Here is a 24,326-nt window from a genome sequence, read left to right on the forward strand (position 1 = left end):
AGCTATCTGGCCGGCACCAACCTGCCGGTCCCGGTGGTCATCGGCGCCATCTTCGTCGTCTGCGTCCTGCTCTTCCGCCGCGGCATCGTCGGCGAACTGCTTCACCGCCTGCGCCGATGATCGGGTCTTCACTCCTCCTTCCGCCGGAAGGAGAGAAGCTCTTTGCGATGGGGGACGCCGACTACCCCGAACACGCGCTCGTCGTCAGGCGTGACGACTTGGGCAAGGTGTCGGGTCAGTGGCTCAGCCCTCTTTGGTCGAGGTTAGGCATGAAGACGTTGATCCGACTGGCCGATAGCGTCGCAGCCATTCTCGACGGCGCCGTGTTGATGATCGGCGGATTCACGGGCGCCGGCACGCCGCCGCACCTTATGGAAGAGTACGTTCGGCAGGGCCGACGCGACCTGACGGTGATTGCCAACGATACCCACACGCGTTCGTTCCGATTGCCGCCCGGTGATCGGACCCGATTCGGAGAGCGTGGTGTGGGTCGCGAAGGCCGAGTTGGCCAGGACGCCGTTCCCGTGATGCCGTGTGCGGTCTGCCAAAACCTGAAGCGTTCCTATGCTTGACGCAGTCGTGGTGTCAACGGCCCGCACGCCAATCGGACGTGCCTTCCGCGGTGCCTTCAACAACACCAAATCCCCCACGCTGATGGCGCACGCCATCCGCCATGCGGTCTCTCGTGCCGGCATCGAAGGCCGCGCTATCGATGATGCCGTGATAGGCACCGTGCTGACGGCCGGCACAGCAGGTGGCAATCTGGCTCGGAACGCCGTGCTCGCTGCCGGGCTGCCTTACTCGGTGGGAGCCCAGACCATCGACCGCCAATGCGCCTCCGGTCTCATGGCGATCGCCACGGCAGCGAAGCAGATCATGGTCGACGGCATGAATGTCGTCTTGGCGGGTGGCCAGGACAGCATCAGCCTGGTTCAGAATCCGTACTTCGAGTGGACCAACCGGGACGCGGACCCCCGCGTCAAGGAGTTAGCACCGCATGCGTACATGCCGATGATCCAAACGGCGGAGCACGTGGCGCGCGTATACGCGATCACCCGCGATCAGCAGGACGAGTATGCGTTGCTGTCGCAGCGACGCATGGCCCGCGCGCAGGTCGAGGGCTGGCTCGACGAGGAGATCGTTCCCATGACGACGAGGATGAACGTCGTCGACAAGACGACCGGCGAAACTTCCGAGGCCGAGGTGACGCTGTCGAAAGACGAGGGGAATCGCCCCGATACTACGCTCGAAGGGCTCGCAAAGCTCAAGCCGGTCGTGGAGGGCGGCACCGTGACCGCCGGCAACGCCAGCCAACTCTCGGACGGGGCATCGGCCTGTGTCCTGATGTCGTCAAAGTTTGCCGAGCGGAGGAACCTCGAGCCGCTGGGGATCTACCGCGGCATGGCGATCGCTGGAAACGCCCCGGAAGAGATGGGCCTTGGCCCGATCCACGCGATTCCCAAGCTGCTGCGCCTGCATGGACTGTCGATTGATGACATCGACCTTTGGGAGCTCAATGAAGCATTCGCCTGCCAAGCGCTGTACTGTGCCGAGCATCTGGGGATCGATCTCGAGCGTTACAACGTCAATGGCGGCTCCATCGCGATCGGGCATCCCTATGGGATGACGGGATCCCGGCTTGTTGGCCACGCCCTGATCGAGGGGCGCCGCCGGGGCGCCAAGCGGGTCGTTGTATCGATGTGTGTCGGCGGCGGTATGGGCGCAGCAGCGCTGTTCGACGTGTGCTGATTGTGGAGGCCTACGCTCCCCTACACGCAGTTCTCTCATATAGCGGTTCGCCGGGCCGGTGGGCGGTGATGCAGGAGGTGCTGTTTGAGTTCAGCCTTGAGCACCACGTCCCGTCGAACCACCTGCTTCGGCATTCGCTCGGAACGCCGGCTGTGCGAAGAGGTGCACCTGAACCTCGCCTACCTTTGGTTCTGCCGGCTCGGCTTGGAGGGCGAAATTTCCGATCACTCGACCTTTGCCAAGAACCGTCACGGTCGCTTCCGCGACAGCGATCTCCTGCGGAAACTGTTCGAAACGACGGTGGAGCGCTGCATGGAGGCTGGGCTTGTGGGCGGCGGCTTCGCGGTCGATGCCAGCCTGACTGGGAAGCGATGGCGGTGACCCGCCGCTCGGTGCGGGAGTATCTCGACACGCTGGACGAGGCCGTTTGGGGCGTCGCCAGCAAGGTGAAGCCCAAGTTCGTCTCGCGATCGGATCCAGCCGCGCAGTGGGGGGCGCAGAAGGGCCATGCGTTCTTCGCCTATGCTACCAACGACCTGATCGATGTCGACCACGCCGTCATCGTCAATGTCGAAGGCGAGCCGCGCCATCTGCCAGGCGGAAGTCGGCGCCGCCCGCACCATGCTCGACCGTACCCGGGAGGGCTTTGGGCTCTATCCCGAGCGGCTGGCGGCCGACAGAGCCTACGGTTCGGCCGAGATGCTTGGCTGGCTGGTTCATGAGCGCGGGATAGAACCGCACATCCCGGTCCTCGACAAGTCCGAGCGCTGCGACGGAACCCTCGAACGGGCCGACTTCACCTACGATCATGAGGCCGATGCCTATGTCTGCCCCGCCGGCAAGGAACTTCGGCCGTGGCAGAAGACATATCGGACGCCGCCACCGACGCCTCTGTCACCACACGGCGCGAGCGGAAAAAGGTCGAAATGCTGTTCGCCCACCTCAAACGCATCCTGAAGCTCGAACGGCAGCGATTGACGGGGCCGAACGTCGCCCGCGACGAGTTCCACCTCGCGGCGGCCGCCCAGAACCTTCGCAAGCTCGCCAAGCTCATCTCGATGCCGGAACCCAGCCCGGCATGAGGGGCCTTTACCCGCTGGCCCCTTGCAGTCGGCGCAGCAGCAATCTGCCGGCACCCGGCTTTTCAACGATATCGGCGCAAAGGGGACAGTCTTACCGTCCGGGAAGGGTCAATATCCGCCGATAGGAGTGTGGAAAAGGGGACCGCGCCCCGGGGCAGCGGCTGGGGCGCCTGATTCCCCAGAAGCATAAGGCCGCTCGCTACCGCTGCATGGCGTGCCGGTTGCGCGCCGCCCAGTTCGGCTCGCCATTGACTGACCCGCAAACGTGGCGTCGTGAACGGTTGCCGCGCCAACGAACCGCCATGATATTCCCGTCATGACCTTCGTGCGCATCGCGTTGAGGCTGGCATGGCAAGACCTGCGGGGCGGGGTGGCCGGCCTGTGGATCGTTGTTTTGGGGGTGGCGCTCGGCGCTGCCATGATGGCTGCTGTGGGCTCCCTGAGCGCTTCCGTGCTCGACGGGATGCATGCCACCGCGCGGGAATCCGTCGGCGGCGATCTGTCCTTGCGTCTGTTCCACGCTCCGGCCACGCCGGAGCAGCGGGCCTTCCTGGAGGCGGTCGGCACGGTCAGCGAAACGGCGGAGCTGAGGCCGGTCGCCGGAACGGTGACAGGAAGTGCGCGTACTCTCGTCGAGCTGAAGGCGATTGACGATAAATATCCTCTCGTCGGCACGGCGACCGTCTCCGGCACCGCCTCTCTCGGCGACGCCGTGGCACGCCGGGACGATTTCTGGGGTGCGGCGGTCTCCGCCGACCTTCTCAACGCGTTGAAGCTGGACATCGGGGACCGGCTGCGGATCGGAGCAACCGACGTCGTGATCCGCGCCACGATCGAGCATGAGCCGGACCGAACGTTTCGGGCCTTCTCCCTCGGCCCGCGTGTCATCATCGATCGCCGCGCCCTGGCGGAAACCGGCATTGCCGAGCCCGGAGCGCCGGTCTACTGGTACTACCGTATCCTTCTGCCCAAGCAGGCCCAGCCCGACGCTGTCCTGCGCGAGCTGGAAGGCCGCTTTCCCGACGCCGGGTGGCGGATCGTCGATGCGTCCCATGGCATCCCGGGCGTCGAGCGCACGGTCCAGTTCGCCCGCACCTTGTTCCTCCTGGTGTCGCTGTCCATACTGCTGATTGGTGGCGTCGGGGTCAGCCGTGCGTTGTCGGCACACCTTGCCCGGCGAATGCCAACCATAGCGGCGCTGAAGGCGGTGGGCGGCTCGCCACGCCTCCTCTTCACGGCCTTCCTGCTGCAGACGCTGTCCGTGATTGCCATCGCGCTCCTGATCGGTACGACGGCCGGAGCGCTTTTGGCCACCGCAGCGGCGCGCGCGCTGCCGCTCGACTGGTTGCCGGAGACGGCCAGTGCCGTCCAGCCGGGGGCATTTCTGCTGTCCGCAACGGCGGGTCTCTTGGCGGCGCTCCTGTGCGCCCTGCCGCCGTTGGCCCGCGCGGTCGGAACCAGCCCCGCCGCGATCTGGCGGAGCCCGGCGGGCAGCCCGCGGCAATCCCTGGGCTGGCAGGTCCGCGGCGCCATTGCTGTTCTCGGGCTGTCGCTCACCGGTGTACTCGTCGCGTGGACGGGCATGCCGTTTGCGGTTGCGGGGTTTCTCCTGGCCGCCGGGTTGGCCGCTGCCGGCTTCGCGGTCCTGGGGCATGGGCTCGCCCTGGTGGCCCGCCGCCTGGCGCGCGGCCGCCGACCGGTGGTCCGGCTGGCGATCGCCAACCTCGGGCGACCTGGGGCGCCGACGGTCCCGGTTGCCGTCGCGCTGGGAGTCGGCCTCACAGTGTTGGTGGCGGTCGGCGTGACCGGAACATCGGCTGTCGAGCACGTTGAGGCGACGCTTCCGGCCGAGATGCCGTCGGTCGTCTTCCTGAACGTTCCCCCGCAAGGCGAGGAAAGCGTGCGCAAACGCCTCTCCGCCGTGCCCGGCGTCCACCGGGTCGAAACGGCGCCATTTCTTCACGCGCGGATCAGCCGCGTCAACAGTGTTGCCATTACCGAGGCGGATGTTCCGCGCTCCGTGGCCTGGGCGGTGCGCGGCGACCGGGGCCTGTCCTGGCGTGACCGCCCCGCCGCGACGGACGAGATCGTGGCGGGGGCATGGTGGCCTCCGGGCTACGACGGTCCGCCGCTCGCCTCGGTGGACGCGCAAGTGGCCAGCCGGCTGGGATTGGCGGTGGGGGACACCATCACTTTGGCCCTGGCGGGTGGTCCGGTGACCGCAAGGGTCGGCAATCTTCGGCGCATCGACTGGACAAGGCTCGACCTCGACTTTCCGGTCGTCCTTTCGCCCTTTGCCGAACCGCCGCCGCACAGTCTCGTAGCCGCCGTGTGGTCCGGCGCGACAGTCGTACCCGCGGCAGAGGCGGCCATGAGGGAGGTCGCCCCGTACTCTCCCGCAGTACGCGCGGCCGAGGTGCTGAGCGCGCTCCGCTCGACTGTCGATCACGTCCGCCGGCTCCTGGACGGCCTGTCGTTCGTCGCTCTCAGCGCGGCCGGCGTCGTGCTTTTGGGCGCCATCGCCAACAGCGTGAGGCGGCGCCTTCATGAGATCGCGATCCTGCACGTCCTCGGGATTGGACGGCGCCCGATGGGCCAGGCTGTGGTTCTGGAGTTTACCCTTCTGGGCGCTGCTGTCGCGGCAGTGGCGGTGCCCCTAGGCTGGCTTGGCGGAACCGCCGTGGTTGTGAGCGTCACCGGTGCCGGCACCACGCCCGGAGGCGCGATTCCAGTGGCCGTCTTCCTCCTCACCATTGTCGCCATGGCGACGGCCGGGGCCATGCTGGTGGCCAGCTTGCGCCGGAGGGACGTGCTGCGGCAGCTGGGCGGCAACGCCCTGGACTGATTAATGCCGAAACGATCGCGGAGCGCCAGCATCGATTTCCAAAGGTCATACTGTCGCGAAAGGAAGAGATCAAAGCGAACGACGGTCGATGTTGCAGAAGGGGAGCGTGCCCCCTGAGCGCCGAAAGTCCGCTTTTTGCCAGGATCATTGCAGGACGGAACGCAACCGCGGCGTCGTGAAGTCCAGAAAAGCCTGCACCCGGCGCGGAGCCCGTTCACGGCCGATGTAGACGGCATGGATTTCTTCCCGATCCACCATGGCCTCGTCCAGAACGGTGACCAGCCGGCCCGCCGCGATGTCGTCCCGGACGTGGAATTCCGCCAGCCGTGCCAGACCCAAGCCCAGCAGCGCCAGATGCCGCACGGTTTCGCCGTTGTTGGCCTGGATGCGCCCATGGACTTCGCGGTCCATCAGCCGCCCGCCCGTCTTCAGCGGCCAGACGGCGGCAGCCCGGCGGAAGTTGAACCCCAGGCAGTCGTGCTGTTCCAGATCGGCCGGCGAGCGGGGTACGCCCCGACGCGCCAGATAGGCGGGGGAGGCCACGATCCGCCGCCGCACGTCGCCAAGGCGGACCGCGAGCAGGGCCGAGTCCGGAAGGCGCCCGGTCCGGAAGGCGACATCGGCCTGCGCGGCGTACAGGTCCACCACCTCGTCGGTCAGCGTAAGGTCCAAATCGATGCCCGGATAGCGGTCTGTGAAGGCGGGGAGCAGCGGCAGCAGGCAATGCCGCCCGAAGGGGACCGAGACGTTGATGCGGATCAGCCCGGTCGGCAGCCGGGCGCCCCCGGCGATCTCGGCATCGAAGGCATCCAGATCGCGCAGCAGGGCTTCAGCCCTCTCCCGGTAGAGGTCGCCTTCGGCGGTCAGGCGCAGCCGCCGGGTTGAGCGTTCGACCAGTCGCACGCCCAAACGTTCCTCGATCCGGGTGATCAGCTTGGCCGTGGCGGATGGGGTCATCCCCATGTCGCGGCCCCCGGCGCTGAAGCTGCCGCGGGTGGCGACGCGCAGAAAGACCCTCATTTCCCAGGCGCGGGGATCGCTCATGGCTTCACCTTGTCATTCAAGGACACAATGATACGAAACGGCGCGGCATTCCGCCCAGCCCATCCGTGCCGCATCTCATGGGGCCTGCACAGATGGAGTGTTCCCATGCCTCTTGCCTTGCTGGCCCTGGCCATCAGCGCCTACGCGATCGGAACCACGGAGTTCGTCATCGTCGGCCTGCTGCCCACCGTGGCCACCGACTTGAGCATCAGCCTGCCGCTCGCCGGCATGGTCGTCAGCGTCTATGCCCTGGGCGTCACCGTCGGTGCCCCCGTCCTCACCGCGCTTACCGGCCGGCTGCGGCGCAAGCCGCTGCTGCTCGGTCTCATGGGTGTCTTTGTCGCTGGCAACCTGCTGGCGGGCGTCAGCCCCAATTATGAGACGCTGCTGGCCGCCCGCGTGCTCAGCGCCTTCGCTCACGGCGTCTTCTTCTCCGTCGGCGCGACCATCGCCGCCGATCTGGTGCCCGAGGACAAGCGGGCCTCGGCCATCGCCATGATGTTTTCCGGCCTGACCATCGCCATCGTCACCGGCGTGCCGATGGGAACTTGGATCGGCCAGCATTTCGGCTGGCGCGCCACCTTCCTGGCGGTCTCCGCCCTTGGTGTCGTCGGCGGCCTGGGCGTCGCGACGCTGGTGCCGGGCAAGCTGACCCAGCCGCCCGCCGCCGGCCTCGGCGATCAGCTCCGCGTGCTGACCAAGCCGCGCCTGCTGCTGGCCTTCGCCATCACGGCGCTGGGTTATGGCGGAACCTTTGTCGCCTTCACGTTCCTGGCGCCGATCCTGGAGACGATCACCGGCTTTTCCAGCGGCACCGTCAGTCTCGTGCTGATCCTGTACGGCGCGGCCATTGCCGTGGGCAACGTGATCGGCGGTAAGGTCGCCAACCGCCGCCCGGTCCGCGCCTTGGCCTGGCTGTTCGCGTTGCAGGCGCTGGTCCTGTTCGCCTTCACCTTCACCGCCGCTTCCAAGGTCCCGGCCTTGATCACCCTGGCGGGCATGGGTGCCCTGGCCTTCGCCAACGTTCCCGGCCTGCAGCTCTACGTGGTCCAGCTGGCGCAGCGCCATTCGCCCGGTGCCGTGGACGTCGCCTCGGCCTTGAACATCGCCGCCTTCAACCTCGGCATTGCCGCCGGCGCCTTCTTCGGCGGACAGGTCGTGGCCTCGCCGCTGGGGCTCGCCGCGACGCCGTGGGTCGGGGGCCTGTTCGTCCTCGGCGGGCTGGCGCTGACGCTGTGGAGCGGAGCGCTCGACCGCCGCGATCACCACGCCCTCCAAACTGCCTGACCCCTCCAAACTGCCTGACTTTGTGAGAGACACATCGATGCACACCGTTACCGCCAACGGCGCCACGATCCCCGCGCTCGGCTTCGGCACCTTCCGCATGAGCGGGCCGGACGTCCTGCGGATGGTCCCGCACATCCTCCGGCTCGGCTACCGCCACATCGACACCGCGCAAATTTACGGCAACGAGGCCGAGGTCGGCGAGGGCATCGCCGCCTCCGGCGTTTCACGCGCCGACATCTTCCTCACGACCAAGGTCTGGGTGGAGAATTACCGCCACGACGCCTTCCTGCACTCCGTCGATGAGAGCCTTCGGAAACTGCGAACCGATTACGTTGATCTCTTGCTGCTGCATTGGCCGAACAAAGCCGTGCCGCTGGCCGAACAGGTCGCCGCGCTGAACACCGTACGGGCGGCGGGTAAGGTCCGGCACATCGGTGTCAGCAATTTCTCGACCGCGCTGATGGCCGAAGCCATCCGCCTCAGCGATGCGCCGATTGTCACCAACCAGATCGAGTACCATCCCTACCTGAACCAGGACGTGCTGCTCGATGCGGCGCGCGGGGCCGGCTTGTCGGTCACGGCCTACTATGCCATGGCGGATGGGAAGGTCTTCGCCAATCCCATGCTGACGGAGATCGCCAGCCGACACGGCAGGAGCGTCGCGCAGGTGGTCCTGCGATGGATCGTGCAGCAGGGCGGCCTGATCGCCTTGTCAAAGACGGTTGGGGAGGCCCGTGCCGTGGATAACCTCGAGATTTTCGATTTCACGCTGCCGGCCGACGACATGGCGGCGATTCACGCGCTCGCCCGCCCGGATGCGCGGATTGTGAACCCTGCTGGGCTGGCGCCGGCGTGGGATTGATGTGATCAGGTCCGGGGCGGCTCCTTAAGGCGAAGATCAGGGGCTGAGCATCCCGGACGGGCCATCTCCTCCGGGGGCGGGTGTTCGGTGTGGGGCCGGAGCGACCGTTACCGATGTGGTGGAAGGGGATGCCTGCTCCAGCTCCAGGCTGGGACGGCGACTGCTTTGCGACAGAAATCGGCGCTGCTACAGTCGAAACCTGCGTTTCTGAATCGACAAACCGCAGCGGTTCACTGAGCCTGAGAAGGAGCCTTGATCTTCGCCTGACAAGCCCTTCAGAGGCGCCCAGATGAGCTTCGGTGTAAATCGGAATCCAGTTCGCGTGTGCAAAAATGTGTGAAGATCGATGAGATAACGTGCCGATCGGCGTCAAAAGCGGGCGCCGATCCGCATCCTTCTCGCGGGGATCGGGATGATCGACTTACACGGCCGGGCGATCCGGTCGCGCATTGACCGCTGGCGGGAGGCGGGGCTGATCGATCCCGCCACGGCCACGCGCCTTCTGGCGTTCGAGGCGTCCGGCGGCGCGCCCGGCATCCCCGTGCTGATGCTCATCGGTGCCTTCTCGGTGGGGCTGGGGATCGTCGCCATCGTCTCGGCCAACTGGGACGCGATCCCGGTCTGGGCGAAGCTCGGCGGGCACGTCCTCCTGAACCTCGCCCTCGGGGCGTGGGGCTGCGCCGAGGTCCTGAAAGGTCACGACGCGGGCGAGCGGACCCGCGAAGGGCTGCTGATGGTGCTGTCGGCCTCCTCCCTGGCGCTGCTGGCCCATGTGGGGCAGAGCTTCCAGCTCCAGGGTAGCCTCTTCGGCCTGCTCGCCACGTGGTTGGCGCTGGTCACCCCTTTCACCCTGGCGTTCGCACGGAGCGCGGCCAACCGTTGGCTGTGGGTTGCCGGCGTGTTTGCCATGGCCGGTGCCGGCCTTGCCGAACACGCCGAGGCGCTGGAGAAGGCGGGGCTGTTGGGCACCGCCATCGCGCTGTTCATCGTCGCCGGTTACGCCGCTCCCCTGTTGGCCAGGGGGCGGGCCAATGCCGAGCCTTGGGGGCGGCTGCTCAACCTTGCCATGCTGGGAACGCTGGTTGCCATGACCTCGGCCGCGCAGATGGGATGGCGGCTGGACAGCCCGCTGGACGTGGCGGAGCGGGCCGACGTGCTGACCGGGACGGCCGTTGCGACGCTCGGTCTGCTGGCGGCGCATCTCGCTTTCGCGCGTGGCATTCCGGAGCGTCCCTGGCCGGCGGTCTTCGTCGTCCTGTCCCCGGCCTATGCGGCGTTGCCGGTGGTGATCGGCGGCCTCGGGTCGGCGGCGGTGGCCGCGGTTGGCTTCTGCCTGTACTGGTTCGCCATTTCGCAGCTGGCCCATGCGGCCGGTCTGATCCCCCTCTACCGACTGGCGGTCGTGGTCATCGCCTTGCGCCTCCTGCTGGTCTTTGTGGAGGCGTTCGGCGGGTTGCTGCTTACCGGGGTCGGGCTGATCGCCGGGGGAGCGGTGCTGCTGGCCTTCGGCTTTGTGGTCCGGCGCATCCTGAGGCGGGCGGAAAGCCCGGCCAGCCCATGACGCGCCGCATCCTCACCTTGGCTCTGCTGATCCTTCCGACCTTGCTCGTTGCCGGATGGGCGTTGCGCTTGGCGGCCGAGCGCGACAGCCAGCCGGTGTTGCGCGTCGCCATCGCCGGGTACGATCCGCGCGATCTTCTGCGCGGGCACTACCTGCAGTTTCGGCTCGACTTGCCGGTCGGGGACGACATGGCTTGTGCCTGCCTGCACCCGAACGCCGCCGATACGCTGCGCCCCACCGCGGTGGCGGTCCAATGCACGCCGCCGACGACCAACTGCCGGCACCCAATCACGAATCCTCGACAGGTCTACCGCTACTATGCGGCGCAGGAGCGCGCGCTTGCGCTTCAGGGGGAGTTGCTGGGCACTCCGGGTGGCGCCTCGGTCCTCGTCCATTTCCATGGGAACGGCACGGTGTCCTTCAGCGACGTCGCCGTGGAGCATCGCTGATGCAACTGCTGTCATCTTCGGTCGGTTGATGAGCTAAGAGCTTGGACATCCTGTGTGTCGGCTCGTTCAGGCGCTCGGGGTAAGACCGGTCGGCTCTTCGCAAAAATCCGGCCGTTTTCATCCCCAAGCTCGTCATCTCTCGCCGTGTGGCCATCGGCCGCATCCCGGCCATCCGGCAGGCTGCACCAGAGACAAAAGCCGCCGCGCGGCATCAGCCACAGCCGTAGGCCGAGCGCTTCGAGCTTGGCGGCCGTCTCCCGGCGAACCCGCGCCAAGCGCCGGTGGAGCCCCTCCAGATGCTTGCGATAGCTGCCGTCGCTCAGGGTCGCAAAGACGAGTCTGGCCGCGGCCGGGCTCGAACCGCCGAAACTCGTCGCGACCTGCAGATCGACAAGTCCCTCCACCGGCTTTGTCACAGAAACCATTCCGATGCGCGGAGATCCTGAGTTTGCCGACAGGTTCACGCCGCAGCGGCCGCAGGCCGCCAATCGGCCATGGCCTGCGCCCGAAAGGTGCGCAGGGTCGGCGGGCGATCAGGCCGGCACCTCGAAGCACCGTGCCTCGCGCGGCGGGACACGCACATCGGTGACTTTCCGCCAGCCGTTCCGGGCGGCGCTATAGGCGGCGACGTCGGCCGGGGGCAGGTTGTTCACCGGGTAGCAGATCACCGGCGCGCCGATCCTGTGGCGCATCGGCGCAGACGGCACCCGCATCCCCGTCCAGTACTGCCGGATGAACGCCACCTACCGCGTTGCCGGCATCTACGACCACCTGCTGCTGGCGATCGGAACGCAGGAGGTGCACATCCGGAGGACCCGCCCGTGACCGCGACCAACGACACGCCTCCGCCGATGCCCCCTGATCCGCCGACCCGCCACCGGGTAGTAACCGCCGGTCCGCACGTTGTCCGCATTCTGCTGGTGGCGGCCGTGGTGATCGGGCTCGGGTTGGCGGCCCACATGCTGGGCCGCAGCCAGGGGGCCGGCGGCCTGCCGAAGCTGTCGGTCGCCCTCGACCCCACTCAGCCGGAGCCGCGGCTGCCCAGCTACGAGGACATGGCGTCCAAGCCGGCGCCGGCACCGCCACCAGCGCTCCGCATCGAGAAGAAGGACCCACCGCCTCTGCCGGTCCGGCCGCCGTCCAAGGTCGCTCCCAAGGAGGACGAACTGCGCAAGAAGGCGATGGAGGCCGGCGTCGGTGGCTGGAGCCGCAAGGAGGACGCGGGTGCCTTGGCTCTGGCCCAGGCCGGAACGTCGGACTTCGCCGCCGGCTCCGACTGCCTCGTGCCGCCCGGCACGCCGATCCCCTTGCAGACGGTGAACCGGGTGGTGACCGAGCGTGACGGCCTCGTCATCACGCTGGACGCCGGTGAGCCGATTCTGCTGCTGTTGCGGGGCAGCCTGAAAGCCGACGATTTTGGTTGCGGCAACTGATTCCAATAGGCACTCGGCCGACCGACGAGGCGTACGTCACGGCGTCGGCCATCAGGTTCAGCGGGATCTGACGGATGTGTTCTTTGTCGGCAAGGCTACGCTGCCTCGCCCAGGAGCTTTTTGAGCGCCTCGTGCAACTGGCGCGGTACCACCGGCTTGATGACGATCCCCAATCCCTGTCTGGTCGCTTCCGCCCGCAAACCCGGCCCGGTGTCGCCGGTCAGGATCACCCCCGGCACGGCGACACCAACCTGTTCCCGGATGAGACGCACCGCGTCGCCACCGGTCCGGAGATCCGCCAGCCTGTAATCGGTCACGATCACGGCCGGGGTACGGCCGTCCGCCCTGAGCCGTTCCAGCACTTGCTCGGCCGAGGTGCCAATCACCGTGTCGTATCCCCAGCCGCGGACGATCTCCTGCAATCCCAAGAGCACGTCGGCCTCATCGTCGATCAGGACAGCCAATCGACCATCCCCATCCCGTGTCATCGCAGCAAACGGTTCCGCAGGACGCACCGCGTGGGGGGCCCCAAGCGGAACATCCACCGAAAAGACAGATCCTTGTCCCGGCCGGGACTGAATGGACACAGGATGGTCAAGGAGTTTCGCCAGGCGCTGCACGATCGATAGCCCCAGCCCGAGCCCCTTGTTCCGGTCGCGCTCCGGGTTGGCGATCTGGTGGAATTCCATGAAGACCAACTCCTGTTGGTCGGGCGCAATGCCGATGCCGGTGTCGTGCACCGCAATACGGGCACGTCCACCAACGATGCGGCACTCCAGGCGGATCGAACCCTGCTCGGTGTACTTGATGGCGTTCTCGACCAAGTTGCGCACCATGCGGCCAAGCAGGTGACGGTCGCTCCGCACGACCACATCGGGTGGAACGTCCACCTTAAAATCCAAACCCTTACCTTTGGCCACCGGCGCAAAAGAGGCACCAATCTGGTCGAGCACCGGAGCCAGCGAGACATCTTCGACCGAGGGCCGGATCACTTCGGCGTCCAGGCGCGACACATCGAACAGGCTGTCCAGCAGCCCCTTCAAAGCCTCGAGGTTGCGCTCCAGCATCTCCAGCCCGTTCCGGCCGCGCTCCGTCTGCACCTGAGGATGCAGGGCAGCGGCGAATAGGAACAACGACTGCAAGGGCTGGCGCAGGTCGTGACTGGCGGCCGCCAGGAACTTCGACTTCGCCAAGCTGGCTCGCTCCGCCTCCTGTTTGGCGGCCCGCAAATCCTCTTCCATGTGTCGCCGTTCGGTGTTGTCGACGTTCAAACCGCTGACACGCACGGGGCCACCGTCGGCGCCGTAGTGGATCCGGCCCATGGCAATGAGCCAGCGCACCTCCTTGCCGGGAGGGTGGACACGGAACTCCACTTGGTAGCGGTCCTTGCGGGCGGCCAGCGCATCGCGGATGATCCGGTCCGCTTGGGCGCGGTCTTCGGGTAAGACGGCCTCCAGCCAAGCGCCGTAGCCGGAGGGAACGGTACCCGTGGGCAAGCCGAAGAGCGCCGCGTTCTCCTCGGACCAGAACACCTCGCCGGTCGGCACATCCCAGTCCCAAGTGCCCGCGCGTGCCGCCACCAGCGCCTCCCTTAGGCGCTCCTGGTTGCGAAGCAGATCTTCCTCCAGGCGCTTGCGCGCGGTGATGTCGATGCTGATCCCGGTCAGCCGCAACGGCGCGCCGTCCCGGGCGCGGGTGATGCGGCCGACGTTCATCAGCCAGCGCTCCCCCCGTTCCGGATGGAGGATACGGTTCTCGAGCGTGTAGTTGCTGCTTTTCGAGTCCAGCATCGCGAGAATGGCGTGCTGCACGCGGTTACGGTCATCCGGCTGAACCAAAGGCAGCCAAGCGTCAAAGGTCGGCGTGAACCGGTCGGCCGGCAGGCCATACAATGCGTATGTTCCGTCGCTCCAGGTCAGTTCACCGCTCGCGATGTCCCAGTCCCAGGTGCCCGCATTGGCCGACGCCAGAGCAAAATTCAGCTGTTCCTCGCTCCGAAGCAGCGCTTCCTCCATCCGCTTGCGTTCGGAGATGTCATGGAAGGTGCTGACCGCCATAACGATCTGCCCATCCGGGGTCCGCACCGGGGCGGCGCTCGCGGAGAAAGTGGTCTGGGTGCCATCCCCGCGGCGGTATTGCATCTCCTCCTGCGTGACGGTCTTGCCGCGCAGGGCCCGGGCCAGCGGGTGCTCCTCGGGGCGGTACGGACGGCCATCCGGGTGAAGGGCACCGTATGCGGCATAGTCGACCACGCGTTGGGCGATGTGGACAGGTCGGTCAAGGAGCTGTTCGGCCATGGCGTTGTGCAGCAGCAGCCGACCCTCGGGAGCCGCGGCCGCGAACACGCCGGATGGCAAGTGCGCCAGCACGCCCTTGAGCAGCGTGCGCTCCCGGTCGAGTTCCTGGGCGAGGCTCCTGCGCTCCTCCTCGGCCTGCTTGCGCGCCGTGATGTCCTGGAAAAAGACCGCCATGCCGTCGCGCGAAGGGAACGCCCTTACGAAATACCAGCGTCTGCTCAGCGGACCGACGATCTCGAACTCGCTCGCCGCATTCGCTTCCATGATCTCGCGAAACTGCGTCCCGACATCGGTGCCGGCGAGTTCCGGGTAGCTGTCCCAGAAGACCTGCCCCGTCACATCCCGGCTGTGGGGTAGGAGCGACCGCGCGCGCTCGTTCATGAAGGTGACCCGCCAGGTGCGGTCCATTTCGATGACGGCGTCAGTGGTGCTTTCCAGCACCGTGGCCATCTTGCGGGCCAGGCGGACAGAGTGCTCGTGCTCGGCGCGGCGCCGGACCCGCAGGATGAGCAGAAGAACGATCAGGCTGGCCACCAACCCGGCCGCTACCGCGATGGTCGTCGCGTTCCGCCGCCATCCGGCCAGCAGATCGTCTTCAGCCAGGGCGACGGCCACGACCAGGGGGAAACCGGGAACCGAGCGGTAGCTGATGGTTCGTGGGGTTTGATCGAACATGCTGAGGATGTGATACGTCCCATCCGCCGCCCGGGGCAGCTGGGTGCGGAACAGCTCCATCATCGAGAAGTCTTTTCCGATCGCCTTGTCATCGTAGGGGGTGCCAACGAGCAGGGTGCCGTCGCGCCGGAACAGGGCAATGCGGTCGCGCTCCCCCATGGTCAGTTCACGGTAGAACCGCTCGAAGTAGCGGGGCTCGACCGCGGCGACGGCGATGCCGCCGAAGCTGCCGTCCGGACGGGTGATCCGGCGGCTGACGCTGATGAACCAAGCCCCCACCGACCGGCTGATCAGGGGCTGGCTGATGCGCAGCATGGGGCTGGGGTCGGCCGTGTGGGCGATGAAGTAGTCGCGGTCCGCAAGGGTGACGCGGGGTGTGTTGGGATGGTCGGTGTCCTGGGTGATGAATCCGTCCGGACCGATGACGAACAGGGCACGGACCTGGGGCAGCGACTTCAAGCGCTCCCGCAGCTTGTCCTCGAACACCGGGGCGTGGTCGCCCAGTCCCGGAGTCAGCGCCAGAGCGTCGATGATGCCGGTCAGTGTCAGGTCAACAGCTTGCAGTCCACGCGCCGTCTGTTCCTCAAGCACGCGGGCAAGGGCGTATGCCGAGCGCTCTCCGGCCTGGAGCGTCCGGGCGCGGTCCAGCCACAACCAAGCGCCGGCGCTAACGGTCAACACGACCAGCGGGCTATGAAGCGGGGTCGGCTTTCTCGGTGGGTGGGCGCCGACGTGTAAGAACTTGTCCGCGAATCAAACCCGTTGGAAATGCTGGATTCTTGCCGAGGCGAGGTGACGAGCGATGATGGAGATCAGCGTCCACTGAATCGGAGGGAAATGAGCTTTGATCGGAACATCCTTTTTCAACGTTGGTTGAAAAAGCCTTTCCGCTGAATGTGCTAACTCCTTCGGGCAGGAAACCGCTTCCGATTGCGATTGGCGGAAGCCTGGCGGGTGCCCAGCGTTTGGGCGCCTGCCGTGCCCAACAGGAGTTCTCCCATGGCCATCCGCACGCTGACCAGCGCACCCGAGACCCTGACCGGCGCGGGCGACACGTTCGTGAGCACGCCCGAAAATCTCGTCGGCGATGTGATCGATGTGAACGGCGGCGGCTTCACTCTGGACGGCATGGGGACGTTCGACCTGACGAACGTGTCGCGCATCGGCACGCTGTCGCTGAACGATACGGCGGCGGTCGGGCGCGTCACCGTCACCCTGGGTCCCAACTCGGGCCGCAGCGGCGGCATCCTGCGGGTGTGGCCGCCCGGCTACGCGGCCTCCTTGATGCTGGACGGATCGGCGGCGCTCGACCGGCTTGCGCTGCGGGGCGGCAGGGGCGCGGACTCGCTAGTCGGCGGCCAGGGGGATGACAGCCTGGAGGGCGGCAACGGCGACGATACGATGCGTGGCGGCCCCGGCAACGACTACATCTCCTGCTACGGCGCGGATGTCATCGAGTACGCGGCCACGGACAACGGGGTGGACACCGTCGAACTCGCCCCCGGCGCCCGGATCGTCGTGGACGGGTTCAGCGCCCTGACCGTCCTGGAGGACAGCGGGACCGGAACCGGCCTGCTGGCCGGGCAGGTGCAGGTCGGCGCCTATGACGGGCAGACCGGCACGACAAAGTTGTACATCGGCACCGACGCCCAGGCCGGCGCCGAGATCGAGATCATCATCAACGGGGAACTCACCCCGCGGATGCTGAAGTCGGCGGGCGGCGGCTTGACGATCAGCGGCGCCGAGATCTCGATCACCGGCCCCGACGCGGTGGTCAACGGCTCCACGGCGGTGAACGCCACCGGCTCCACCGGGCTTGCCGACGACACCATCACCGGCGACGCGGACCTCCTCGACAGCGCCAGCATCGACGGCGGCGGAGGTTCCGACGAGCTGGTGGTGACGGGCACCGGCACGGCCGACCTGACCGGCAATCTCGCCGGTGTCGAGATGATCCGGTTGCAGGGCGCCGCCAACGTCACGATGGCCGACAGCTCCGAGTTCCAATGGGTGCGGGGCAGCGACGGCGATGACGTGCTGAGCTTCGCCCTAGTGGCCGAGCTGGACGCGGGCGACGGCGACGACACGGTCCGCGCCGTCCGCCCCACCTGGGCGAGCAGCGACGCCGAGGCGGCGGTGGGCGGCGTCTTCAAGGGCGGAGCCGGCTTCGACACGCTGGTGGTCGCCACCGCCCGCTTCTCCGGCACCGTGTCCGGGTTCGAGGCGATCGAACTGGCCGACGGCGGCGACCGGCGGGTGGCGCTCGATTCCGCTTTCCTCGACGGCACCCGCACCCTCACCGGCGGCGACGGGAACGACACGGTTGATTTCCGTGACGGCGGCTCGGTCCTGCTCGCCGGGATCACGGGCGTGGAGACCGTCACCGGGCGGGGCGGCACCTACACCGTGGCGGCGGGCGGCATCAACGGAACGGCGGCCACGACCTACAGCATCTCGCGAACCGACTACGCGAACGAGGCCGTCGTCCTGGACGGCTCCGCCAATCGGGGCGCGATGACCGTGCTGACCGGACAGGGAGCGGATCGTCTGACCGGCGGTTCCGGCGACGACGTCTTCCGCAGCGGCACCGGGCAGGACACCCTGTCCGGCGGTGCCGGCAACGACACCTTTTATCTGGAGGGCGGCGAAAAACTGGTGACCGGTGGCGCCGGCAGCGACACCTTCGTTCTCGACGAGGACCTTGACCTCAGGGGCTACACGACCCGGATCACCGACCTGGGCAACGGCGACCGCTTCCGGATCGGCAACGGCGCCGTCCGGAACGGCGCAGGCGTCGCCGTCGAGGCCGGGGCGGTGGAGGTCAGCACCGAGAACGGCGTGACCCGCCTGCACATCGGCAAGGACAGCATCCCCGGCGCCGACGCCATCATCGAGTTCACTGGCACGGCCACCGCCGCGAACTTCGTGCGCAACGGCGACACGCTGGAGGTGGTGGGGCTGCTGCCCACCTTCTCGGTCGCGATGACGCCGGCCCAGGTCACGGAAGGCGATGCCGGCAGCAACAGCTTCACCGTGACGGTGACGCGCGGCACCGATCTGTCCGGAACGGCCAGCGTCTCCTACCGCGTGGTCGGCAGCGGCGGCAAACCGGCCGGAAGCGAGGATTTCATCGCCGGCGCGCCGCTCACCGCCACGCTGACCTTCGCCGACGGCGAGGCGACGAAGACGGTGACGCTGACCGTCGCCGACGATGCCCGCCATGAAGGGAACGAAACCTTCGTGGTCCAGCTGCTGTCCCCGTCGCCCGGCGTGATCGTCGTTGGCGAGGCGTCCGCGACCATCCTGGACGACGATCCGGCCGGAACGACCCGGACCCTGACCGAGGCTCCGGAAACCCTGGCCGGTTCGGCCTCCGACACCTTCGTCGCCGCCGCCACGGCCCTGGCCGGCGACAGCATCGACGCCGGCGGCGGCGCCTTCGCGCTCCAGGGCGGCGGGATCTTCGACTTCTCCCGCGTCACCAACGTCGGTTCGATCAGTGGCGACGGCGCCGGGCGCACCGTCGTGCTCGGCGCCGGCACGGTGCCGGCCGGTGCGCGGCTGGACGTGCGGGACGTCGCCGGGCCGCTGGCCCTCGACGGGTCGGCGGCGGCCGGCGTGCTGTCCGTGACGGGCGGGGCCGGCGGCGACACCCTGCGCGGCGGGGCCGGCAACGACACGCTGGACGGCGGCGGCGGCCGGGACGTCTACCGCTTCGCAGCCTCGGGCAACGGGATCGACCTGCTGAGCTTCGGCGGCGACCGGCTGGAGGTGGACGGGCTGACCACCCTCACCCTGCTGGCGCAGACCGGGACGGGCGGCACGCTGACGCGCGGCGAGGTGCAATTGGGCGTCAGCGACGGCACGCGCACGCGGCTCTTCATCGGCACGGACGCCACGCCCGGCGCCGACATCACGATCGATCTGGTCGGGCGCTTCACGCCGGACATGCTGGCGGTCGAGGACGGCGGGCTGGTGGCGAAGGGCGCGGCGATCACGGTGACCGGTCCAGACGCGGTCCTGTCGCCCACCGACCGGACGGCCGCCACCGGCACGACGACCGCCGCCGACGACACGATCACCGGCAGCGCCCCCGATCTGGCGAGCGCCAGCATCGACGCCTCCGACGGCGAGGACCGGCTGGTGGTGACCGGCGGCGGCACGCTGGTGCTCGGCAGCGCCATCACCGGCATCGAGGAGCTGGAACTCGCCGGGGCGGCGACGGTGACGGCGACCGCCGCCACCGGCCTGAAGAGGGTCGCCGGCAGCGGCGGCGCTGACACGCTGACGGTGGGGGCGCTGGCCTCGCTGGACGCGGGCGCCGGGGCGGACACGATCCGCGTCGAGGGCGACGTGGTCACCGGGGCGTTTGAGGGCGGCGACGGGGCGGACACGCTGGTCGTGGCGGCGCGCGTCCTGGAGGCGACGGCGACCGGTTTCGAAACCATTCGGCTGGCGGACGGCGGCGATCACGCGCTGACCCTGACCGCGGCGCAGACGGCGGGGCTGACGGCGCTGATCGGCGGCGACGGCTACGACGCCCTGACCCTGGCCGGCGACGGGACGTTCGACCTCGGCCATGCCTCCGGTCTGGAACGGCTGCTGGTCAACGGCCGTTCGGTCGCCGTCACGCTGGGTTCCGACACCGACCCGGCGGCCGACCCGCTGTCCGTCTTCCTCACCGGCACCGAGCGGGGCTCGTTCGACGGCTCGCGCTCCCGGCAGGCGCTTGTGGTCGAGGCCGACAGCGGCGCGCTCGCCGTGGACGGCGGCAGCGGCAACGACACCCTGCACGCCGATGATGGGGACACCGTCCGGGGCGGCGACGGCGACGACCACATCCACTTCGACGGAGGCAGCGCCATCGTCAGCGGCGGCGCCGGGGCGGACCGCTTCGTTCTCGACCGGGCCGGCAACCTGCGCATCACGGACTTCGCGATCGGCGACCGGATCGGTATTTCCGGGATGGAATACATCCGCAACGGCAGCGGCGACCCAAGCCGGCCGGGAGAGGTCGTGGTGACGGCGGCCGGCAGCTCCACGACGCTGACGTTCGGGGCGACCGACGGCGGCCCCAACCGCACGGTCACGCTGGACGGGATCTACGACGCCTCCTTCTTCAGCGTGGATTCCAGCGGCGTGACGATGGCGCGGACCCACTCGCTCTACTCGGTCTCCGTGTCGCCGGCCCGGCGGATCGAGGGCGATGCCGCCAACACCGTCACGGTCACGTTATCGCGCGGCGGCGATCTCTCGACCAGCGGCCGCGTGAGCTACAACGTGTCCGGGAGCGGCTACTTCAATAGCAACGGGGCGTTCAGCGGCACCGTCTTCTTCGATCCGTGGCAATGGGCGAAGGCGGTCACCCTGACGGTTGCCGACAATACCGAGAACGACGGAAGCCGCAGCTACCGCGCGACCATCTTCGAGCCGAGCGGCGGCGTGGTCGTGGGGGGTGAGGCCATCGGGACCATCCTCGACGACGACGTGCCGGCGGTCACCCGGACGCTGACAGTGACGGCGGAGCAGCTGACGGGCAGCGTCGGCCACACCTTCGTCACCACCGCCACGGCCCTGGCCGGCGACGTCATCGACGCGGCCGGCGGGCGGTTCCGGCTGGAGGGCGGCGGGACCTTCAACTTCGGCGGCGTCACCGACGCCAACGCCATCGACGCCAACGGCGAACGGGTTCGCATCGTCCTCGGCGCCGCCACGGCGATGGAGCAGAACACGCTCGACCTCAGCGGGATCGGCGCCGGGGTGGACATCGACGGCTCGGCCTCGGCCCGCGCCCTGCGCCTGTCGGGCGGAACCGGCGAGGACACGCTGCGTGGCGGCGCCGGCGCCGATACCCTGTCCGGCGGTGATGGGCGCGACGTCTACCGGTTCGCGGCCTCGGGCAACGGCATCGACGTGATCGACCTCGACGGGGGCGACCGTGTCGAGGTGGACGGCCTGACCGCCTTCACCGTGCTGGCGCAGACCGGCAACGGCGGCTCCCTGGGGCGCGGCGAGGTGCAACTCGCCACGCCCGCCAACGGCCGGACGCGGCTGCAAATCGGCACCGACGGCATCGCCGGTGCCGACATCGCGGTCGATCTGCCGGACGGGTTCGCCCCGGCGCGGCTGGTGGTGCGCGACGGCAGGCTGGAGGCCGTGGGGGCGGAGGTCACGGTGACGGGACCGGACGCCGTGGTCTCGACCACCGCGAGCACCGCCGCGACCGGCTCGACCACCGGGGTGGGCGACACCATCACCGGCAGCGCGGCCGATCTGGCCAGCGCCAGCATCGACGGCGGCGTGGGCAGCGACACGCTGGTCGTCACGGGCGGCGGGGACGTCGACTTGACCGGCCGCGTGACGAACGTGGAAACCCTCCTTCTGGCTGACGCGACTGCGGTGACGCTCACCGACCGGTCCCCGTCCATGCACTTTGTTGGCAGCGATGGCGCCGACAGCTTCACGGTGGGGGCGGTGCTGTCCCTGGCGGCCGGCCTGGGCAACGACACGGTGCGCGCGCAGGGGGCCGGAACGGTGACGGGCGCCTTCGACGGTGGCGACGGCATTGACACCCTGGTCGTGGAGAGCGACGTCTTCTCTGGAAGCCTCACCGGGTTCGAGGCCATCGTGCTGGCCGATGGCGGCGACCGGATGGTGCATCTTCCGGCCGGCTTCGACGTCGCGGCGGCGGCGGTCACCGGCGGGAACGGCGCGGACACGCTCAGTCTCAAGGCCGGAACGTACGATCTTTCGACCGTAACCGGTGTGGAAACCATCGCGGCCGAGGGCGGCGGGCACTTTCGGATCGCTGGCGGCGGGCAGGTGGCGAGCTACGCTCTCACCGATGCCGACTCCGTGGTGCTGGACGCCTCCGCAAGCCAACAGGACATCAGCGTGGTCCTGGGCGCAGGCAACGACTCCATCGTGGGCGGCGCCGGGAACGACCGTTACGAACTGGGCGGTGGCGCGGACACGGTGACGGGCGGGGACGGCAACGACGACTTCATCATCGGTGCCGGCAGCAAGCTGCTGTCTAGCGGCGCCGGCGACGACCGCTTCGTCTTTTCGTCCGGAAGCGGCCTCGCCGGCCACGCGGCGCGGATCAAGGACCTGGGCAACGGCGACCAGCTCGTGCTGGGGGCGCAGAGCATCGCCAGCGGCGACGGCCGTTCGGTGGGGTATCAGGCGGCGGAGGTCAGCCATTCCGGGGGCATTACGACCCTGCACCTCGGGCTGGACCACACGGCCGGCAGCGACTACACGCTCGTGCTGGACGGCACCATCGGCGTGGAAAACCTGGCCCTGGCGTCCGGTACGCTGACAGTGACGGGGCTGGTGCCGCGCCTCTCGGTCGCGGTTGATCCGCAGAACCGGAGCGAGGGGACGACCGGCGGCGCCACCTTCACGGTGACCGTGACGCGTGGCGGCGTGCTGACGGGGCCGGTGACCGTCGACTACGCCATCGCCGGTTCGGGTGCCAACCCCGCCACCCTGTCCGACTTCGCCGCAGGCACGGCGCTCTCCGGCACCGTGAGTTTCGCCGATGGCGAAACGACCAAGACGTTCAGCATCACGGCTGCTGACGATTCCGTCCACAAGGGCAATCGGGCGTTCACGGTCACGCTGAGCAACGCTTCGGCCGGGATCATCGACCTTGCCACCGCCACGGCCTCCATCATCGAGGATGACCCGGCCCCCCAGCAGCCCGGCAGCGGTGGGGGTGATTCCGGCGGCTCCGGTGGGGGCGACTCCAATGGCGGCCCGGTGATCGGGGACGGCGGAACGGTGCCGCTGGACGGCGGCGGCGGGCTTTCGGCCACGCTGCCAGCCGGGGTGCGGCTCGATACCGGCGGATCCGGAACCCCACAGACCGCCGACGCGGCGGCGGCCGAACTGGGGGCGGCGGTTTCCGGCATTGCGGCGGACGCAGCGGAACGTGACGCCCTGAACCGGTCCATCGCGGACTACGCGGCCTCCCGTGGCGCGGGGGCCACCGTCACCGTGCGCACCGTGACTCCGGCGATCTCTGGAAGCGCCTCGATGGACCCCATCGTCATCTCTGGTCCGGCCGATGGCGGTGAGGGCGTGGCTCTCGTGATCGACGCCCGCAACCTGCCTCCGGGCACGGTCCTCCAGCTCGACCGCGTCGGCTTCGCGGTGGTGGCGGGGCCGGTACGCGTGGTCGGCGGCGACGGTTCGCAGATGGCCACCGGCGACGGCGCGGGGCAGATCATGGTGCTGGGGGCCGACGATGACACGCTGCACGGCGGCGGCGGTGACGACTTCGTCGGTTCCAAGACCGGCAACGACGTGCTGTACGGCGACGAGGGCAACGACACTGTCCAGGGCGGCGAGGACAATGACCTGCTGTTCGGCAACACCGGCGCCGATGTGCTGCTCGGCAACACGGGGGCGGACACCCTGTACGGTGGGCGTGACAACGACACGCTGTATGGCGGCAGGGACGATGACGCGCTGTTCGGTGACGACGGCAGCGATGTTTTGAATGGCGACGTGGGTAACGATGCACTGGCGGGCGGTAGCGGCGCCGACCGGCTGTTCGGCAACACCGGCCATGACCTTTTGTTCGGCAACATAGGGGGCGACACGCTGCACGGCGGGATGGGCAACGACACGCTCTACAGCGGGCGCGACGACGACCGGCTGTTCGGCGACCTGGGCGATGACTGGCTGTTCGGCGACCTGGGCAACGACACCCTGACCGGCGGTGCGGGAGCGGACGTGTTCGTCTTTGGGCAGCGCTTCGCCGAGGGGCTCGGCGACGGCCACGACGTGATCACCGACTTCTCGGCGGCGGAAGGCGACCGGATCCAGCTGAGGGGTGGGCTGATCTACACGCTCGCTGCCAACGGTGCCGGCGAGGCGGTAATCGTGTTTTCGAACGGCGGCGATCTGACGCTTGTCGGAGTGCGGAAGGAGCACATGCAGGAGGGCTGGTTTATGGCCGGATAAGGAGTTGGGCACCGGCTCTGGACGACACCGAACCGATCTCGTGCGGCTCACGCCGCACCTGACTCGCGC

At 68.4% G+C, this 24,326-nt stretch carries 13 protein-coding genes and 1 pseudogene; 10 read left to right on the plus strand and 4 right to left on the minus strand.

The genetic code is table 11. From position 1 onward, the window contains the following. The first annotated feature begins 269 nt into the window (after positions 1-269). From J2852_RS18495 to J2852_RS18510, 4 genes and pseudogenes are all read left to right on the plus strand, one after another. Positions 270-572 (plus strand): CoA-transferase, encoded by a 303-nt coding sequence (locus J2852_RS18495; protein WP_209878232.1) that lies wholly within the window; start codon positions 270-272, stop codon positions 570-572. Next, positions 565-1,749 (plus strand): acetyl-CoA C-acyltransferase, encoded by a 1,185-nt coding sequence (locus tag J2852_RS18500; protein ID WP_209878234.1) that lies wholly within the window; start codon positions 565-567, stop codon positions 1,747-1,749. The genes J2852_RS18495 and J2852_RS18500 overlap by 8 nt, the downstream gene beginning before the upstream one ends. A gap of 123 nt (positions 1,750-1,872) precedes the next feature. Continuing rightward, positions 1,873-2,831, plus strand: a pseudogene (locus tag J2852_RS18505) (transposase); the annotation flags it as partial. A gap of 316 nt (positions 2,832-3,147) precedes the next feature. Beyond that, entirely contained in the window at positions 3,148-5,676 is a 2,529-nt protein-coding gene (locus J2852_RS18510; RefSeq protein ID WP_209878236.1) for an ABC transporter permease, read from the plus strand. A gap of 144 nt (positions 5,677-5,820) precedes the next feature. On the opposite strand, the gene J2852_RS18515 is transcribed toward J2852_RS18510, so the two are convergent. Beyond that, complete coding sequence (locus J2852_RS18515; protein ID WP_209878250.1) at positions 5,821-6,720, minus strand: LysR family transcriptional regulator; 900 nt, start codon at positions 6,718-6,720, stop codon at positions 5,821-5,823. A gap of 105 nt (positions 6,721-6,825) precedes the next feature. Between J2852_RS18515 and J2852_RS18520 the strand changes: the two genes are divergently transcribed. The 4 genes from J2852_RS18520 (at position 6,826) to J2852_RS18535 (ending at position 10,879) form a co-directional block, all read left to right on the plus strand. Then, positions 6,826-8,007, plus strand: a complete 1,182-nt coding sequence (locus tag J2852_RS18520) for an MFS transporter (RefSeq protein WP_209878252.1) — start codon at positions 6,826-6,828, stop codon at positions 8,005-8,007. Positions 8,008-8,044: 37 nt separating this feature from the next. Then, a complete protein-coding gene (locus tag J2852_RS18525) occupies positions 8,045-8,869 on the plus strand; it encodes an aldo/keto reductase (protein WP_209878254.1) in 825 nt (274 codons plus the stop codon). Positions 8,870-9,281: 412 nt separating this feature from the next. Then, positions 9,282-10,430, plus strand: a complete 1,149-nt coding sequence (locus J2852_RS18530) for a DUF2157 domain-containing protein (protein ID WP_209878256.1) — start codon at positions 9,282-9,284, stop codon at positions 10,428-10,430. After that, positions 10,427-10,879, plus strand: coding sequence for a GDYXXLXY domain-containing protein (locus tag J2852_RS18535; RefSeq protein ID WP_209878258.1), 453 nt, complete (start codon positions 10,427-10,429; stop codon positions 10,877-10,879). Before J2852_RS18530 ends, J2852_RS18535 begins: the two co-directional genes overlap by 4 nt. A gap of 11 nt (positions 10,880-10,890) precedes the next feature. Here the strand turns inward: J2852_RS18535 and J2852_RS18540 are convergent, their stop codons facing one another. Continuing rightward, positions 10,891-11,343, minus strand: a complete 453-nt coding sequence (locus tag J2852_RS18540) for a hypothetical protein (protein ID WP_209878260.1) — start codon at positions 11,341-11,343, stop codon at positions 10,891-10,893. A gap of 69 nt (positions 11,344-11,412) precedes the next feature. After that, complete coding sequence (locus J2852_RS18545) at positions 11,413-11,571, minus strand: hypothetical protein (protein WP_209878262.1); 159 nt, start codon at positions 11,569-11,571, stop codon at positions 11,413-11,415. Between the two features lie 129 nt (positions 11,572-11,700). Between J2852_RS18545 and J2852_RS18555 the strand changes: the two genes are divergently transcribed. Then, positions 11,701-12,312, plus strand: coding sequence for a hypothetical protein (locus tag J2852_RS18555; RefSeq protein ID WP_246499821.1), 612 nt, complete (start codon positions 11,701-11,703; stop codon positions 12,310-12,312). Positions 12,313-12,407: 95 nt separating this feature from the next. On the opposite strand, the gene J2852_RS18560 is transcribed toward J2852_RS18555, so the two are convergent. Further along, the gene (locus tag J2852_RS18560) at positions 12,408-15,938 is read right to left on the minus strand and encodes a PAS domain-containing protein (RefSeq protein WP_209878264.1); all 3,531 of its coding nucleotides are present in this window, start codon (positions 15,936-15,938) and stop codon (positions 12,408-12,410) included. Between the two features lie 345 nt (positions 15,939-16,283). Here J2852_RS18560 and J2852_RS18565 point away from each other — a divergent pair, with 345 nt between their 5' ends. Continuing rightward, on the plus strand, positions 16,284-24,257 hold the full coding sequence (locus J2852_RS18565) for a Calx-beta domain-containing protein (RefSeq protein ID WP_209878266.1): 7,974 nt from the start codon (positions 16,284-16,286) through the stop codon (positions 24,255-24,257). Positions 24,258-24,326 lie beyond the last annotated feature (69 nt).

Source organism: Azospirillum soli, assembly GCF_017876165.1.
In the GTDB taxonomy this organism is placed as follows: Bacteria; Pseudomonadota; Alphaproteobacteria; order Azospirillales; family Azospirillaceae; genus Azospirillum; species Azospirillum soli.

Excerpts from the sequence above, each read along its gene's own strand:
- J2852_RS18530 (WP_209878256.1), top strand. The coding sequence starts at position 9,282 with ATGATCGACTTACACGGCCGGGCGATCCGGTCGCGCATTGACCGCTGG.
- J2852_RS18510 (WP_209878236.1), top strand. The coding sequence starts at position 3,148 with ATGACCTTCGTGCGCATCGCGTTGAGGCTGGCATGGCAAGACCTGCGG.
- J2852_RS18565 (WP_209878266.1), top strand. The coding sequence starts at position 16,284 with ATGGCCATCCGCACGCTGACCAGCGCACCCGAGACCCTGACCGGCGCG.
- J2852_RS18525 (WP_209878254.1), top strand. The coding sequence starts at position 8,045 with ATGCACACCGTTACCGCCAACGGCGCCACGATCCCCGCGCTCGGCTTC.
- J2852_RS18515 (WP_209878250.1), bottom strand. The coding sequence starts at position 6,720 with ATGAGCGATCCCCGCGCCTGGGAAATGAGGGTCTTTCTGCGCGTCGCC.
- J2852_RS18535 (WP_209878258.1), top strand. The coding sequence starts at position 10,427 with ATGACGCGCCGCATCCTCACCTTGGCTCTGCTGATCCTTCCGACCTTG.
- J2852_RS18495 (WP_209878232.1), top strand. The coding sequence starts at position 270 with ATGAAGACGTTGATCCGACTGGCCGATAGCGTCGCAGCCATTCTCGAC.
- J2852_RS18500 (WP_209878234.1), top strand. The coding sequence starts at position 565 with ATGCTTGACGCAGTCGTGGTGTCAACGGCCCGCACGCCAATCGGACGT.
- J2852_RS18545 (WP_209878262.1), bottom strand. The coding sequence starts at position 11,571 with ATGCGCCACAGGATCGGCGCGCCGGTGATCTGCTACCCGGTGAACAAC.
- J2852_RS18520 (WP_209878252.1), top strand. The coding sequence starts at position 6,826 with ATGCCTCTTGCCTTGCTGGCCCTGGCCATCAGCGCCTACGCGATCGGA.